The sequence below is a fragment of the Bacillus sp. CH_70 genome (assembly GCF_038007045.1).
Classification (GTDB): Bacteria; Bacillota; Bacilli; order Bacillales; family Bacillaceae_G; genus Bacillus_A; species Bacillus_A cereus.
This window is the reverse complement of sequence record NZ_JBBOWL010000001.1, coordinates 4,434,465-4,450,367: the sequence shown is the minus strand read 5'-3', so window position 1 is coordinate 4,450,367 and position 15,903 is coordinate 4,434,465. Positions and strand designations below refer to the sequence as shown.

The window sequence follows — 15,903 nt, the reverse complement described above, 5'->3', positions numbered from 1 at the left end:
TGAGAGGGAGCTCTTTACAGGAGGTCGCTTTTTCTTTTTGGAAAAAATCACTTTGTGGTATGATATAAGTTATGTGTAAAAGAGAGAAGGAGGAATGTACGTGAGTCAGACAGTGGAAACATTATTTTCTATTTTTGATTCTTCTGCGGTAGTTTTACGTAAAGAATTAGATGTGACATATTTAGAGGCGCTTGTAGAAACAGGTGATAACTTGTTTGAGGGAGCGATTTTACAAGAGGAATTATCCGAATCAGCAATTGAAAGGCTGAATCGTGAATATAGTACGTTTAATGAAGAAACATATAAAGGTGAAGAAATTCGTAAAGCATTTCAGTTAGCCATCTTAAAAGGAATGAAAGAAGGCGTACAAGCGAATCATGAAATGACGCCTGATGCAGTTGGGATGTTCATGAGTTACTTATTCCATAAATTTATGCAAGGTCAAAACGAAATTACAGTTTTAGATCCTGCAATTGGAACAGGAAATTTAATGACTACAGTGTTTAATAGCGCCAAAGAAGGACTAACAATGAGTGGATTTGGTGTAGAAGTGGATGAAGTGCTAATTAAACTTGCTTTAGTAAATGCAAATTTACAAAAGCATGCAATCGAATTCTTCCATCAAGATGGACTAGCACCACTTTATATCGATCCAGTTGATGCAGTCGTTTCAGACTTACCGATTGGTTACTATCCAAACGAAATCGGTGCCAGTGAATATAAATTAAAAGCAGATGAAGGAATGTCGTATGCCCATCACTTATTTATTGAACAAAGTGTGAAGCATACGAAAGAGGGCGGGTACTTATTCTTCTTAGTACCAAACTTTATTTTTGAAAGTGAACAGGCACCAAAATTACATGCATTTATTAAAGAAACATGCTTTATTCAAGGGTTATTACAGCTACCTGTTTCCATGTTTAAAAACGAGAAAAATGCAAAAAGTATATTTGTTCTCCAAAAGAAAGGCTCTAATGTAACAATGCCAAAACAGGCGTTATTAGTGGAGTTGCCTAAATTCTCTAACATGAAGGCGATGGAGAACATTATGGATCAATTAAATACTTGGTTTGCAACACATAAATAAAGCTGGGTATATGTAACAGAGTTAGTGATTCATGTAGTACAGTTTTATATAATATGTCATATTTTTAAATATATACTAGATTTAACTGAATTTTTTTGAAATCTGTAATATATATTTTTTCTTGGTGTTACAATTTTTTCACTTGAAATATATGTCGGACGATGTTTAAATTAAAATCGTGAGTATAAAATTTGCTAATGATGAAACGTTTTCATATTTAGTAAATTTGATTAGATAAAATCGAGCGGTTTGTGGAAACATCCACACAACTACCAAGAGAAAAAGGGGCGAAAGACTAGATGTCAAAAATCATCGCGATTAACGCAGGAAGCTCTTCCTTAAAATTCCAATTATTTGAAATGCCAAGTGAAACAGTATTAACAAAAGGTTTAGTAGAACGTATCGGTTTAGAAGATAGTATCTTCACTATTACTGTAGATGGCGAAAAACAAAAAGAAATTACAAACATTCCAGATCACGCAGTAGCAGTTAATATGCTTCTTAAAAAATTAACTGAAAACGGAATCGTTAAATCTCTAGATGAGATTGGCGGTATCGGTCACCGTGTTGTTCACGGCGGCGAAAAATTTGCTGACTCTGTTTTAATTACTGATGAAGTATTAGCTGATATCGAAGAATTAAGCGATTTAGCACCACTTCATAACCCAGCAAACGTTGTTGGTATTAAAGCATTCCAAGAAGTATTACCAAACGTACCAGCAGTAGCAGTATTCGATACAGCATTCCACCAAACAATGCCGGAATCTGCATTCCTATACAGCTTACCATATGAGTACTATGAAAAATTCGGCATCCGTAAATACGGTTTCCACGGAACTTCTCATAAATATGTAACTGAGCGTGCGGCTGAATTATTAGGTCGTCCAATTGAAAGCTTAAGCTTACTTTCTTGTCACTTAGGTAACGGTGCAAGTATCGCAGCAGTAGAAGGCGGTAAATCTATCGATACTTCTATGGGCTTCACTCCACTTGCTGGTGTAACAATGGGTACACGTTCTGGTAACCTTGACCCTGCGTTAATTCCATACATCATGGAAAAAACAGGCCAAACAGTAGAAGAAGTAGTTAACGTATTAAACAAGAAGAGTGGTATGTTAGGTCTTACTGGTTACTCTAGTGACCTACGTGACATCATTGCGAAAGAAGAAGAAGGCGACCACCGTGCGAAAGTAGCACTTGATGTATTCGTAAGCCGTATCCACAAATACATCGGTTCTTACACAGCTCGTATGAAAGGTGTAGACGCAATCATCTTTACAGCTGGTGTAGGTGAGAACAGTGCGATTATTCGTGAGCGCGTATTAGAAGGCCTTGAGTACATGGGCGTATACTTCGATGTAAAACGTAATAACGTATTCGGTGAAGAAGCATTCATCAGCTTCCCACACTCTCCAGTAAAAATTATCGTAATTCCAACTGACGAAGAAGTTATGATTGCTCGTGACGTACTACGTCTTGGAGATATTGGTTAATATATGAAAAGAAAGACGAGATCCTATAGGATCTCGTCTTTTTTCTTTTGGATATATTTTAAAATTCCATCCGGATATAATATTTTTTCTTTCTGAATGAATGCCGTAATAGGAATCCATTTCGCATACGCTACTGTTTGCTCATCTTGTATATTTAATATTTTCATTTCATATAGTGATGTGTCTAATAAACGCAAAGAATATAGTTGAATGATTTCATGACCAATGCCCCCATCTAGATGAAAGACATTTTCTAAACAACCTAAATAATTGATGATTTCTATCTCCGTATGAAGCTCTTCTGTAAACTCCCGAATAACAGTATGTGCTGATTTTTCACCAAGTTCAATGGAACCGCCAAGAGGACGATAATATGTTTCGCCTTCTGTATGATATTCTTGTACGAGAAGGCGATCTTGATGTACAGCAAGACCGAAAGCTTTTGCACGTGGATACATATAGAATCACTCCTTATTTGTTTCGTATAAGGACGATTATAATGTATGGTGTGATAAAAGTATCGTGTATTTAAGTGTGTGGTCTAACTGTAATTCCATCAAATAAGTCTTTCCAAAATGCTTCATTGTATTGGTATACATCCATAATAGGACATTTCATAACGCAAGTACGTTGTAATCCCCAATCTTCTTGGGTGATAGTTGGTATATCGGCAGGAATTAGTAATAGGACAGAGAATGTATGTGTAACGATTTGAGATAAAATTTGTTCTAGGGAACATGCTTCTTCATATGTTCCTCCAGTTCGAATAAACAATATGGATTCTGCAGTTTCAATTGTAGTTAGAAAACGATTAATTCGATGTTCATAGTTTAACTTAATTTCTGTATAAGAAGGCCAATAATTTGGTGTGTTTACATCTGTTTTAAAGTCATGACAGGAGTCAATTTCATAAAGGTTGTCCCTTAATCTTAATTTGGCATCATCATCCCAAAATGAGATGAAGGATAGATTTTCGGAATTTAAAAAACGGTCAAATCGATTTTGTAATAATAAATTTACTTTCGTTAATGAAGGACTTAGCATAAAATCAATAACGCCAAAAAATGGTGATAATTCTAATTGATATAATGCCCAAGCAGGCCAACAGTTTTGTCCTAAGCTGAATACTGCGTTATAGTTTTGTTTTAGATTGGATAGATTCATGTGAAGTATCTCATCCTTTTTGCTATTATTTTATGTCACTCATAAAGGGTATGTGAAAAGAGATATACAAGCATATTTGTAAAGAATAAGCAGAAATATGTTACAATAGAAAAAAATCGAACGAGGTGGTTGTTACGATGCGATCGAAGCGAGAACAAGCCATTTTAGACAATATAAAAGAATGGGAAGCGCAATTAGTTGAGCAAGAAGCGACCGATTTTCAAAAAGTGTTTGATAAATGGTTACATACTACAGTTGCGAAATTACCTGAGAAAAAGCGAAAAGAATTCTTCACGAAAGCAGATGGATGGCTCTTTCATTTGCATGCATTTATTCAAAGTTCACAAGCACAGTTAGACGCACGTAATCGGATTTTAGGAACATCGAGATTATTTGATGAATCGATTGAACAGCTTGAAGATTTGAAAGCATTATCTATTGATCAGTTAACATACATAGCAGAGCAGCAAACAGCACGTCATCGTCTATATTCATTTGTGCAAGGCGGGGCGACAGGTGCTGGAGGTTTATTATTATTAACGGCGGATTTTCCGGTTATGATCGCGTTAAATGTGAAGGCAGTCCAACTTATTGCAACATCATTTGGACATGATGTGAACAAGCCCTATGAAATGATGCTTGCGTTAAAGGTGTTTCACGCGTCATTACTACCAGGAAGACTTCAGCAATACGCATGGTACAATTTATTGCAAGAGCTGGAACAAGAAGATTCGTTCTTTTATGAAGGAGACGAAGCAGTGTTACAAACAGCTTCTACTGAAGTTGTGTTAAAACAAATTTTGAAGACATTTTCGATTTATGCTCTTCGTCGTAAATTATTCCAAGGTATTCCGGTAATTGGAATGGCAATTGGATCTACAGTGAATTATCGTTTAACAAGAAACGTTACTGAATTTGCAAATAGATTTTATCAAGTGCGCCATATAGTCGAGAAAGAAAAAAGAGCATAAAAGAAGCGAGAGGCCGAAGCCTTTCGCTTTTTTAATTTGTTGCATGTTTTTTGGACATTGGAACAGATACTGGCTGTTTTTCTGCTGTTTTTTCTGTTTTTGGATAATAAATTAAATCCAATGTTTTTGCCTGTACGGCAATCGAAAGAATAGTAAAAGCAATTTCTGTCCAATTTAAATAATATAATGAAAGCGCAAGAACAATCGCGTCAAAGACGAAGAAAATTTGCCCAATTGTAAAACGAGTTCGTTTACTTAATACAATTGTTAAAATATCGTCTCCACCGGTTGCACCGCCAAATCGCAATATAAAACCGAGTCCAATACCAGCTAACGCACCGCCAACTACTGCAGCTATAAATAAGTTATTTGATAAATCTACCGTAAATGGAGAATAATTTTCCATAAAGGAATAAAATACTCCGAATGAAATTGAACCTAAGAATGAGTAGCCAACCATTTTTCTACCTAAAAATGAAGCACACAGTAAAATAATTGGGATATCCATTAATACAGTTGAAATAGATGGTGAAATATCATAAAAGTTTTGAATGAATAGTGCAATTCCTACAAAGCCACCTTCTGTTAAGTGATTTTGGAAGTGAATGTGATATAGCGCTGCTGCTAAAATAAATGAACCGATTAAAACCATAAAAATTTCTTTAATAATTTGCCGACTTTGGATGTTCCTCATCGTTATTCCTTCTTTCCGTAGTTAGTAGTCCTTTTTGTGTTGTAAACTAACTACGAGCTCACATGTAGCTTTCAGTTAGTTTACGAAAAAACTAACTACGCTATATGTCGCTGAAGAAATAACGAATAATCCTCTCGTCCATCAATTCTCCCTACCTTCGTTTTAGTTTAAGTCTTAAAACGACTAAACAAAACGTGGAGTAGGATTCGTCATTTAGCAATCCTGCTCTTCTTTGTTTTGTTTAGTTAGTAACAATTAAGTCCTAAACAAAACGCTATGTGTAAGAAGAGTCTTTTTTTTGCCAAATTATCCTTCGGGCAATCATAATTTCCCCACTCTCGTATTTTTTTCGCTAGACTAAAGTATCTGAGCTAAAAAATACGCTACGTGTATGATTCGTCAATACGATGCCACATGCTCCTTCGAGCGATCATGATATCAAAATCCCTTCCTTCAAGATTTATACTATTATATCATACTTTTAAAAAATGTATGCGGATGGAAACCGACAATAAACGGAGGGAATCTACAAAAAATGTTATGTTTAAATATTTTTGTAGAAAAGCCTAAGTTATTTCGGAGGATTGGACAGTTTATAACGGTTTGTCCAATAAGTAAGAAAAAAAGGGTTTTATTCTGTTGTGTTCTTTTCATCACTTTTATCTTTAAAAAACGCATCCCAACTAATCACACTTAAAAAAGTTAAAGTGATAATAACGAAAGCACGCATAATTTTTAAACCTCCTTTTGTACATAGTATATGAATCATTCGATTCAGAATGTGTCATTTTTTTACAAGTCTTAACTATTATGAGAGTATATTAATATAGATAGATGAAGGGGAGAGTGAAGGTATGCTAAAAGACATGTTCAAAAGAAAAGAATTAATATGCATTTCATGTCAGAAAAAAATTCAATATGAAGAAGAGCTTGTTGCTTTTGTAAAGTTGCCGAAAGAAAGAAGTATATTAGTTGGTCCATTCGATGTATGTTTGGCGAAAACAGCACAAGAAATATATTGTAAATCTTGTTACGACAAAAAAGCATGACCCAAAGTAATTGAGGGGCATGCTTTTTTCATTGGTGTGCTTTCCCCTCAGATACATTTTGAGTGAGTCGATACCAAAGCCAAAGGTCATTAATGATAGAAGCAAGATCGGCAATTTCTGAATTTAGTTTACAAGAAACTTCGAAGTCTTCTTCGTTATTTAAATAATGTTGTTTTGTATTAATATAGTGCTCAAGTTCTTTTATACGATCAGGAATTTTCCCGCGAACTTGTTCCCATTTTAGTAAAATAGCATGTTGCATTTTTTCGGGGATTTCTTCCCAGTCTTCTTGTAAATGTGGAATTTCAATTCCTAGATGTTCATCGTATAAGAAATACTTTTCCATAAGTTCACCCCCGTTTTCCTGCTTATATTGTACAGAAAAACAGAAAGAAGTTCGACGAAATTGTTTGAAAAAATTTGAAAATGACTCTTGATACATTTTGTGAAAGGTGGTAAAGTGTGAATTATTATAAAAGAAAATGAATATTTATTCTTTAGGGGGATGCAAAATGGAGAAGAAAAAAGTTGTATTAGCATATTCCGGAGGTCTTGATACTTCCGTTGCAATTAAATGGTTACAAGAGAAGAATTATGATATTATCGCGCTTTGTTTAGACTTAGGGGAAGGTAAAGACTTAGCATTTGTAAAAGAAAAGGCACTTTCAGTAGGTGCAATTAAATCATATATGATTGATGTTCAAGAAGAATTTGCAAACGAATATGCATTGATGGCGATGCAAGCACACACATTATACGAAGGGAAATACCCTCTTGTCTCTGCATTATCTCGTCCGCTTATTGCGAAGAAATTAGTGGAAATCGCAGAACAAGAAGGCGCAACTGCAGTTGCACACGGATGTACAGGGAAAGGAAATGACCAAGTTCGTTTTGAAGTTTCTATCCAAGCATTAAATCCTTACTTAGAAGTGATTGCGCCTGTACGTGAATGGAAATGGTCACGTGAAGAAGAAATTGCATATGCAAAAGAAAACGATGTACCAATTCCGATTAATTTAGATAGCCCGTTTTCAATCGATCAAAACTTATGGGGACGCAGCAACGAATGTGGAATTTTAGAAGATCCATGGGCAGCGCCGCCAGAAGATGCATATGAGATGACATTGGCATTAGAAGATACACCGAATAAACCAGAGTTTGTAGAAATCGGATTTGAAGCAGGAGTACCGACTACTTTAAATGGCACTGCATATTCACTTGCAGAATTAATTAAAACGTTAAATGCGCTTGCTGGAAAACACGGCGTTGGACGTATTGATCACGTAGAAAATCGTCTTGTCGGTATTAAATCTCGTGAAGTATACGAATGCCCAGCAGCAATGACGTTAATCACTGCGCATAAAGAGTTGGAAGATTTAACACACGTAAAAGAAGTAGCACATTTTAAACCAGTGATTGAACAGAAAATAACAGAACTTATTTATAATGGTTTATGGTTCTCGCCTTTAAAACAAGCGCTTCATGCATTTTTACAAGAAACGCAAAAGAATGTAACAGGTACAGTGCGTGTGAAATTATTTAAAGGTCATGCGATTGTAGAAGGACGTAAATCTGAATACTCTTTATACGATGAAAAATTAGCAACATATACTGCTCAAGATGAATTTAATCATGATGCAGCAGTTGGATTCATTTCATTATTCGGTTTACCGACGAAAGTATACAGCCAAGTGAATCAAAAGAAGGTGGAAGCGTGAGCAAACTTTGGGGCGGACGTTTTACAGAAGAAGCGGAAGCATGGGTTGAAGAGTTCGGAGCATCCATCTCCTTCGATCAACAATTAGTAAATCAAGATATAAAAGGAAGTATTGCGCACGTCACGATGCTAGCAAAGCAAGGCATCGTTACGAAAGAAGAGGCAGAGAAAATAAAGATAGGTCTTCAATATTTATTAGAAGAAGCGAAACAAAATAAATTGCATTTTTCGGTTGAAGCTGAAGATATTCATTTAAATATTGAAAAGATGTTAATTGAAAAAATCGGTGAAGTAGGAGGGAAACTTCATACAGGCCGAAGTCGTAACGATCAAGTGGCGACAGATATGCATTTGTATTTAAAAGAAAAGGTAGAACATATTATAAAAGCTACAAAACAATTGCAAACTGTTCTTGTACATCAAGCAGAAAATAACATTGAGACAATTATGCCTGGCTATACGCATTTACAGCGTGCCCAGCCGATTTCATTTGCTCATCATATTCTTGCTTACTTTTGGATGTTAGAGCGTGATGTGAATCGTTATGAAGATTCATTAAAGCGTATTAATATCTCCCCATTAGGAGCAGGAGCGCTAGCTGGGACGACATTCCCGATCGACCGAGAATATAGTGCGGAACTTCTTAGGTTTAATGGAATCTATGAAAATAGTTTAGATGCAGTAAGTGATCGTGATTTCATACTGGAGTTTTTAAGTAACTCATCTATGCTTATGATGCACTTATCACGCTTTTGTGAAGAACTTATTTTATGGAGTAGCCAAGAGTTTCAATTTATTGAAATGAGCGATCAATACGCGACAGGAAGCAGCATTATGCCGCAAAAGAAAAATCCGGATATGGCGGAACTAATCCGTGGTAAAACAGGCAGAGTATACGGTAATTTATTCAGTTTACTTACAGTAATGAAAGGATTACCACTCGCTTACAATAAAGACTTACAAGAAGATAAAGAAGGAATGTTTGATACAGTCAAAACAGTAGAAGGATGTCTTCATATTATGGCGGGCATGCTTGAAACGATGACTGTAAACAAAGAAAAAATGGGGCAAGCTGTGACGCAAGATTTCTCCAACGCAACAGAAATTGCCGACTACTTAGCAAACAAAGGACTACCATTCCGCCAAGCTCATGAAATTGTTGGGAAGTTAGTGCTACATTGCACACAAAAAGGAATTTATTTATTAGATGTCCCGCTTGAAACATATCAAGAAATGAGCTCTTTATTTGAAGAAGATTTGTATGAAGTTCTTTCACCATATGCGGCTGTAAAGCGTCGTAATAGTGCTGGTGGGACAGGGTTTGAACAAATCAAAAACGCTTTGGAGAAGGCGAAGGGGTTAACGAAAGAAGTTATTAGGAATTGAGTTGGAAAGTACGCTAGTCTGTTAAAGTCTAGCGTACTTTCTTTTTATCGGCATTAAAGTTATGATATAGTCAAATATTACAATTAAAGGTCAGGGGAATCTATGAAAAAAATAATATTTATAGTCGTACTATTAATCAGCTTACTTGCAAATGCTAAAGTATTTCTCTTGGACAAATATTTGTCTGTTGGTGAAAAAGAGAAGCAAGAGGAAGCGATTATCGCAACGATGTGGCATTTGCAAGAGAAAGGATATAAAGAAAGTGATATTTTATATATAAAACCGGCCTTTTATAGCAAAATGGATTCGTATGGAATGAATGTGCAGTTTAAAGATGAACCAAATGAATCATATACATATAGAGTTTTAAAAGATGCGAAAACAAATAAACTAACTGTACACCAAGATAGCAATGAGCCAGGTGGTATGGGCGGGAAGCATCAAGAGCTTAAATAAAGAAAGAAAACGACTGATGGCATTCGCCTGCAGTCGTTTTTCTTTTAATCATACTTATGTCGATCTTCCGTAATTCGAATATACTCAATATCCATCAAATCACGAAGCAATGCACCATTACTTAGTTCAACGCCATGTTTCTCTTTAAAATGAGTGCGAATCGTATCTAGCATTTCAATTTCTTTTCCGTTCACGTCTAAAATAATGCGTTCAGAATCATCCATATAGCATCCTCCTTTTTTACACATATATATTTTGTCCGTCTATTTCTAAAAAATGTATGTTAACGTAATGTTAGGAAATAAGAAAGGGATGAAAAATGAGACGTATTTATTTTATAGGGCTAATTTTGTACACGCTAATTGTATTGCATGTTGCATTCCCAAACGTATTTTCATTTGGAAATGTAGAAACAGTACATGTTGCGATATTTATCTTTTCTCTATTTGTAGTAGATTGCTTTATTTCTATATGGCTTTCGAAAAGAAAAGATATACAAGGTAAAAAAGAAATGGAACGGAAAAAGAGAAAACGTTCATTTTGGATGATGACGTACTGTTTGTCTTTAGTGCTTACTGCTGCTTTTTTTAGTGAGCATATTCCATTAGAAAGATTAAATATTGGATTTGGAGCGTTCGTATTCGCATACTATTTTTTTATGCACTTTCTTCCTTATATGAAAGAAAAGCGAGGAGAAGAGGAAGACCCACTTGTAGAAGAAGCGAGAGAACAAGAGCATAAGAGAATAGAAGGGGATATAAAGAAACTTGGAGAACAAAAATGGTATTTAAAATCAAAAATCATATATGTTCTTTGTTTCATTACGCCGCCAATTGGCTATTTGTACGTCTTCTTACTTCGTAAAAAAATGACAGAAGATGCAAAGCAAACGTATTTAACAGTTGCGACAATCATGATGGCATTATGGTCTTTGAAGTTTCTGCCGCCTTATGTATTGGCAATTACCGTTGTTGTCGTAGCATGTCTTGTGTTTATAGTGAAGTTGATAAAATGAAAAACACCAAGCCTATGTGGACTTGGTGTTTTATCTGTAAATTAAAGATCACCTTGCTCCTCATCACCACGAACAACAAGGACATCGCATTTCGCATAGCGAATAATATGTTCAGAGACGCTACCGATTAGGAAGCGTTCAACAGCATTTAAACCAGTCGCACCACACATAATTAAATCTACTTTATGGTTTGGAGCGATTTCTTTTGAAATTTTAGATTTAGGATTACCAAATTCTAATACAGTTTCAATTTTTTCAAGACCAGCTTCAAGCGCAGTTTTTTTGTAGTCTTCTAATAAGTCTTCTGCAAATAGATTTGCACGTTCAGCAATTGCACGGCTATAAGCCTCTACTGCTGAGTACGCTTTTACATCAACGATATGAGCGATTGTTAATGTTGCATTGTTGCGCTTTGCGACTTGAATTGCTTTTTTAAAGGCTTTTTCTGCTTCTTTAGAACCATCCACCGCGATTAAAATATTTGTATATGTATTATTCATAGTAAATTCCTCCCAATCTGTTTTATAACTGTTTACAACTTAATTATAAAACAAATTTTGGTAACGTGCTTGCCAGAAACGTTACAGAATTTTGAAAACTCTGTTTCAATTCATTTTAGTTGTAATTGGAGCGAGAACTTGTTACATATGAAGTATAGCAATTTAAAAGGGGGCAGTTTTGTGAGACATGCGCTCATTACAGCCGGTACGAAAGGTTTAGGAAAGCAAGTAACAGAAAAGTTATTGGCTAAAGGCTATTCAGTAACAGTAACGTACCATAGCGATATCACCGCTATGGAAACGATGAAAGAAACATATAAAGATGTGGAAGAGCGTCTACAATTCGTGCAAGCAGATGTCACGAAGAAGGAAGATTTACATAAAATAGTAGAAGAAGCGATGAGCCGTTTTGGCAAAATTGACTTTTTAATTAATAATGCTGGTCCATATGTATTTGAACGAAAAAAGTTAGTTGATTATGAAGAAGATGAATGGAATGAAATGATTCAGGGAAATTTAACAGCGGTATTTCATTTATTAAAACTTGTCGTTCCGGTCATGAGAAAACAGAACTTTGGCCGTATTATTAATTACGGATTTCAAGGGGCGGATAGTGCACCGGGATGGATTTATCGTTCAGCTTTTGCAGCGGCGAAAGTAGGACTTGTTTCATTAACGAAAACAGTTGCTTATGAAGAAGCGGAGTATGGTATTACTGCGAACATGGTATGTCCTGGTGATATTATTGGCGATATGAAAGAGGCGACTATTCAAGAAGCACGTCAGCTAAAAGAGCATAACACACCGATTGGTAGATCTGGAACAGGTGAAGATATTGCAAGAACCATTTCGTTTTTATGTGAGGAAGATTCCGATATGATTACCGGTACAATTATTGAAGTGACTGGTGCAGTGGATGTTATTCATAGACATCGATAGAATAAAATAAGATGAAGTTTCAAATAATTGGACAGTTTATCCATTGTGCTGAGAGGTGCGGATAATACTGTCTTTTAATATAAAATTAAATCTATCGGAAAACTTGTATTATTTTTTGTCAAATATTGAGATATTATGTTAAAATATAAGAGCGTAGAAAGCGCTTTAAAAAATGATTCAGGGGTCATTTCATAACTCAAGGGGGAACTAATCATGCGTATCGGTATTCCAACAGAAATTAAAAACAATGAAAACCGTGTGGCAATGACGCCAGCGGGAGCAGTACATTTAGTACAAAATGGTCATGAAGTTTTTGTTCAAAAAGGAGCAGGTTTAGGATCTGGTTTTACGGATGAAGAATACGTACAAGCTGGTGCGAAACTTGTAGAAACTGCTGAAGAAGCATGGAATCAAGATATGGTTATGAAGGTAAAAGAGCCAGTAGCAAGTGAATACGGCTATTTCCGTGAAGGTTTAATTTTATTCACATACTTACACTTAGCTCCAGAACCAGAATTAACGAAAGCATTAATCGATAACAAAGTTGCATCAATTGCATACGAAACAGTACAATTAGACAATCGTTCTTTACCATTACTTGCACCTATGAGTGAAGTAGCTGGTCGTATGTCTGCACAAATCGGTGCACAATTCCTTGAGAAAAACAAAGGCGGTAAAGGTATTTTACTTGCAGGCGTTCCAGGGGTAAAACGCGGCAAAGTAACAATCATCGGCGGTGGTCAAGCTGGTACAAATGCAGCTAAGATTGCAGTAGGTTTAGGTGCAGATGTAACAATCATTGACTTAAGTGCAGAACGTCTTCGTCAATTAGATGATATTTTCGGTAACCAAGTAAAAACATTAATGTCTAATCCATACAACATTGCAGAAGCTGTTAAAGAATCTGACCTTGTTATTGGAGCAGTGTTAATTCCAGGTGCAAAAGCGCCAAAACTTGTAACTGAAGAAATGATTCAATCAATGGAACCAGGTTCTGTCGTTGTAGATATTGCGATTGACCAAGGTGGTATTTTCGAAACAACTGATCGTATTACAACTCATGACAACCCAACTTACGAAAAACATGGCGTTGTTCATTATGCAGTTGCTAATATGCCAGGTGCGGTTCCACGTACGTCAACTCTTGCATTAACAAACGTAACAGTACCATATGCAGTACAAATTGCTAACAAAGGCTATAAAGATGCTTGCCTAGGCAACTCTGCATTATTAAAAGGTATTAACACATTAGATGGATATGTAACATTTGAAGCAGTTGCAGAAGCTCACGGCTTACAATACGCTGATGCGAAAGAGTTACTTGAAAAAGCTCCTGCTTTATCATAATAGAAATACATTTGAGACCTTCCTTTTCATAAGGAGGGTCTTTTTTATATGGGGAAATAACATGTGAATAATTGTTATTTATTGGTGTAAATCGATTTTTATTATGATAATTTAGAATTATATAATAAAAGAGGGGATTCAATGGGGAGTAAAAAAAGGAAGCAAAAGCAAGCTAAAAGACAAAAGTACATAAAGAAAAAACAGGAACAGAACATACCTTTTTCACAAAAAGTAGTCATTATGATAGAAAAAACATTCTGGTATATTTGTATGGCTCTGTATGTAATTTTGTGTATGTATTCATTTGGAGTGTTTTACAGTTTTGGGATAACTCCCAATATTATTGAGAGCATTCTAGAATTTATACTTGTTGTAATAGAATTAGCCTTATTCGTTATACTCTTTGCTACAGTATGGCCTAGTCATGAAAGTAAAAAAGATAGAAAAAGAAGCAAAAAATCTTCATACGCTTCAAGCTCATCAAGTGGATTCGGTCACTACAGTAGCAGTGATTGTAGTAGCTCAAGTGATGGGGGAGATTAAGTTAATTTTTCAGAAGAACGACTAACGAAAGGATGGGATGAAATATGGAAACTGTGAACTTAATAGAATTAACAAAAGACATTCAAGATCAACATAAAAACTTCGTCGTTTCAAATATAAACAGTCATTGTTTACGAATCGCTGTATTTACTGGTGAATATGATTGGCACTATCATTCTAATTCGGATGAATTATTTATTGTGCTAGAGGGAGAATTACTTATTGATTTTGAAGATGGAGAAACAGCGGTTTTAAAGCCAAATGATTCTATTTTAATTCCAGCATGTACGATTCATAGAACAAGAGCATTAAAGAGAACGGTAAATCTTTGTTTTGAACATATAGAGGCTGATACGATTAAAGTGGAGCAATTATGAAAAAATTATCTGTAGCCGATTATAGAAAAGTTCTTCCGGTTTTAGAAGGTAATACAAGAACGACGACGTTTGCTTATGCGGTATGTGATCAAATGATAGATGGTGAGGTTTTTATAAACGGGCAATTAACAGCAGGATTAATTATTACAGCTAATGGTATCTATTATTTATTTGGTGATACGGATGATCAAAATTATAACGAAGAGTTATTTTCATATTTAAAAACGGCTATTGAAAAAACAGAGAAGAGATTTACACTGTTCACTTCGAGTGAAGAGTGGGAAATGATGATAGAAGAGCGTTTTAGTAATGTACTTCGGAACATCCCGCGAATGAAATTTCAAAGCGTAACCTTTGAAGAGAGTCAACGAGATTTTAACAAAAATACATATGAAGTGAAGCGTATTGATAGAAGAGATATAGAGCGCAGCAGTGAATTTAAAGAGGAGTACTACAAAGAGTATTGGGGATCAAAAGAAACGTTTTTGAACAGTGGTTTTGGATTTTGTATAGAACAAGATGGGATAATTGTAGCTGAATGTGTCTCAATATTTAGCGGGAATGGTTTTGCTGAAATAGATATTGCAACACATGAAGCGCATCAAGGGAAAGGATTAGCTCAAGCTGTTGCGACAAGGTTCATTGAACATTGCATGCAAAATGACATTATACCGAGCTGGGATTGTTATGTAGACAATATTCCTTCGCGAAAATTAGCTAGTAAATTAAGTTTTTATCATCCAATAGAATATAGTTTGTTTGTACGTAAGAAAACGGGGGAATAAAAATGAATGTAGAATTAACAAGATTTAAAGTTAAGCCTGGTAAGAGTCATCGAGTAGATGAATGGATGCAGCTTCTTAATGACAATTTGAAAGAAGTGCTTTTGACATTAAACGACGAAAAAATGTACGTTGAGACAATTTTCCGGGAAATAAGAGATGGAGAAGAGTACTTATATTGGTATTCTGTGCAAGGAGAAGGTGGTATTTTTGTCGAAAATTCGCATCATGAAATTGATAAAAAGCACTTAGCATTTTGGTATGAATGTATCGATGAAGAAGCACCGTCTATTGATATGAAAACAGAAGTTGTTATGATTCAAGATGTTGTGAAGGAAGCGATGAAATAATAGAATAGTATTTCAGAGAAGCGCATCAAAATG

General features: G+C 35.4%; 20 protein-coding genes. 14 read left to right on the top strand and 6 right to left on the bottom strand.

Going from position 1 to position 15,903, the window contains the following annotated elements; genetic code table 11:
* Window positions 1–100 precede the first annotated feature (100 nt).
* On the top strand, window positions 101–1,087 hold the full coding sequence (locus N2V79_RS22740) for a class I SAM-dependent methyltransferase (protein WP_016512246.1): 987 nt from the start codon (window positions 101–103) through the stop codon (window positions 1,085–1,087).
* A 299-nt stretch (window positions 1,088–1,386) separates the two neighbouring features.
* A complete protein-coding gene (ackA, locus tag N2V79_RS22735; RefSeq protein WP_053563553.1) occupies window positions 1,387–2,580 on the top strand; it encodes an acetate kinase in 1,194 nt (397 codons plus the stop codon).
* Window positions 2,581–2,603: 23 nt separating this feature from the next.
* On the opposite strand, the gene N2V79_RS22730 is transcribed toward ackA, so the two are convergent.
* Entirely contained in the window at window positions 2,604–3,038 is a 435-nt protein-coding gene (locus N2V79_RS22730) for an NUDIX hydrolase (protein WP_078400669.1), read from the bottom strand.
* A 70-nt stretch (window positions 3,039–3,108) separates the two neighbouring features.
* On the bottom strand, window positions 3,109–3,744 hold the full coding sequence (locus N2V79_RS22725; protein ID WP_078400668.1) for a DUF1796 family putative cysteine peptidase: 636 nt from the start codon (window positions 3,742–3,744) through the stop codon (window positions 3,109–3,111).
* Window positions 3,745–3,881: 137 nt separating this feature from the next.
* Between N2V79_RS22725 and N2V79_RS22720 the strand changes: the two genes are divergently transcribed.
* Entirely contained in the window at window positions 3,882–4,715 is an 834-nt protein-coding gene (locus N2V79_RS22720; protein ID WP_001256853.1) for an EcsC family protein, read from the top strand.
* 31 nt (window positions 4,716–4,746) lie between these two features.
* Here N2V79_RS22720 and N2V79_RS22715 read toward each other — a convergent pair whose 3' ends face one another.
* Window positions 4,747–5,409: a YitT family protein gene (locus N2V79_RS22715; RefSeq protein WP_001244515.1), complete on the bottom strand. Its 663-nt coding sequence runs from the start codon at window positions 5,407–5,409 to the stop codon at window positions 4,747–4,749.
* Between the two features lie 854 nt (window positions 5,410–6,263).
* Between N2V79_RS22715 and N2V79_RS22710 the strand changes: the two genes are divergently transcribed.
* A complete protein-coding gene (locus tag N2V79_RS22710) occupies window positions 6,264–6,458 on the top strand; it encodes a hypothetical protein (RefSeq protein ID WP_000910273.1) in 195 nt (64 codons plus the stop codon).
* 28 nt (window positions 6,459–6,486) lie between these two features.
* Here N2V79_RS22710 and N2V79_RS22705 read toward each other — a convergent pair whose 3' ends face one another.
* Window positions 6,487–6,804 (bottom strand): hypothetical protein, encoded by a 318-nt coding sequence (locus N2V79_RS22705; protein ID WP_000417218.1) that lies wholly within the window; start codon window positions 6,802–6,804, stop codon window positions 6,487–6,489.
* Window positions 6,805–6,970: 166 nt separating this feature from the next.
* Between N2V79_RS22705 and N2V79_RS22700 the strand changes: the two genes are divergently transcribed.
* The 3 genes from N2V79_RS22700 (at window position 6,971) to N2V79_RS22690 (ending at window position 10,017) form a co-directional block, all read left to right on the top strand.
* Window positions 6,971–8,176, top strand: coding sequence for an argininosuccinate synthase (locus N2V79_RS22700; RefSeq protein WP_000412315.1), 1,206 nt, complete (start codon window positions 6,971–6,973; stop codon window positions 8,174–8,176).
* Window positions 8,173–9,561 (top strand): argininosuccinate lyase, encoded by a 1,389-nt coding sequence (gene argH, locus N2V79_RS22695; protein ID WP_098851848.1) that lies wholly within the window; start codon window positions 8,173–8,175, stop codon window positions 9,559–9,561. The genes N2V79_RS22700 and argH overlap by 4 nt, the downstream gene beginning before the upstream one ends.
* 102 nt (window positions 9,562–9,663) lie before the next feature.
* Entirely contained in the window at window positions 9,664–10,017 is a 354-nt protein-coding gene (locus N2V79_RS22690) for a DUF3139 domain-containing protein (protein WP_053563558.1), read from the top strand.
* Window positions 10,018–10,061: 44 nt separating this feature from the next.
* Here N2V79_RS22690 and N2V79_RS22685 read toward each other — a convergent pair whose 3' ends face one another.
* Entirely contained in the window at window positions 10,062–10,241 is a 180-nt protein-coding gene (locus tag N2V79_RS22685; RefSeq protein ID WP_000342760.1) for a hypothetical protein, read from the bottom strand.
* Window positions 10,242–10,336: 95 nt separating this feature from the next.
* On the opposite strand from N2V79_RS22685, the gene N2V79_RS22680 reads away from it, so the two are divergent.
* On the top strand, window positions 10,337–11,032 hold the full coding sequence (locus N2V79_RS22680) for a hypothetical protein (RefSeq protein WP_095690143.1): 696 nt from the start codon (window positions 10,337–10,339) through the stop codon (window positions 11,030–11,032).
* Between the two features lie 41 nt (window positions 11,033–11,073).
* Here the strand turns inward: N2V79_RS22680 and N2V79_RS22675 are convergent, their stop codons facing one another.
* The gene (locus tag N2V79_RS22675; RefSeq protein ID WP_001066672.1) at window positions 11,074–11,532 is read right to left on the bottom strand and encodes a universal stress protein; all 459 of its coding nucleotides are present in this window, start codon (window positions 11,530–11,532) and stop codon (window positions 11,074–11,076) included.
* A gap of 147 nt (window positions 11,533–11,679) precedes the next feature.
* Between N2V79_RS22675 and N2V79_RS22670 the strand changes: the two genes are divergently transcribed.
* The 6 genes from N2V79_RS22670 to N2V79_RS22645 all read left to right on the top strand — a co-directional run bounded on the left by N2V79_RS22670 (window position 11,680) and on the right by N2V79_RS22645 (window position 15,870).
* Window positions 11,680–12,471, top strand: coding sequence for an SDR family oxidoreductase (locus N2V79_RS22670; RefSeq protein ID WP_095691524.1), 792 nt, complete (start codon window positions 11,680–11,682; stop codon window positions 12,469–12,471).
* A 213-nt stretch (window positions 12,472–12,684) separates the two neighbouring features.
* On the top strand, window positions 12,685–13,818 hold the full coding sequence (gene ald / locus N2V79_RS22665; RefSeq protein ID WP_001219401.1) for an alanine dehydrogenase: 1,134 nt from the start codon (window positions 12,685–12,687) through the stop codon (window positions 13,816–13,818).
* 141 nt (window positions 13,819–13,959) lie between these two features.
* Window positions 13,960–14,361: a hypothetical protein gene (locus N2V79_RS22660; protein ID WP_340720226.1), complete on the top strand. Its 402-nt coding sequence runs from the start codon at window positions 13,960–13,962 to the stop codon at window positions 14,359–14,361.
* Window positions 14,362–14,405: 44 nt separating this feature from the next.
* Window positions 14,406–14,738, top strand: a complete 333-nt coding sequence (locus N2V79_RS22655; RefSeq protein WP_000450933.1) for a cupin domain-containing protein — start codon at window positions 14,406–14,408, stop codon at window positions 14,736–14,738.
* Complete coding sequence (locus tag N2V79_RS22650) at window positions 14,735–15,523, top strand: GNAT family N-acetyltransferase (protein ID WP_000736718.1); 789 nt, start codon at window positions 14,735–14,737, stop codon at window positions 15,521–15,523. The genes N2V79_RS22655 and N2V79_RS22650 overlap by 4 nt, the downstream gene beginning before the upstream one ends.
* 2 nt (window positions 15,524–15,525) lie before the next feature.
* Window positions 15,526–15,870, top strand: coding sequence for a DUF6176 family protein (locus N2V79_RS22645; protein WP_001100204.1), 345 nt, complete (start codon window positions 15,526–15,528; stop codon window positions 15,868–15,870).
* The last annotated feature ends 33 nt before the right edge of the window (window positions 15,871–15,903 follow it).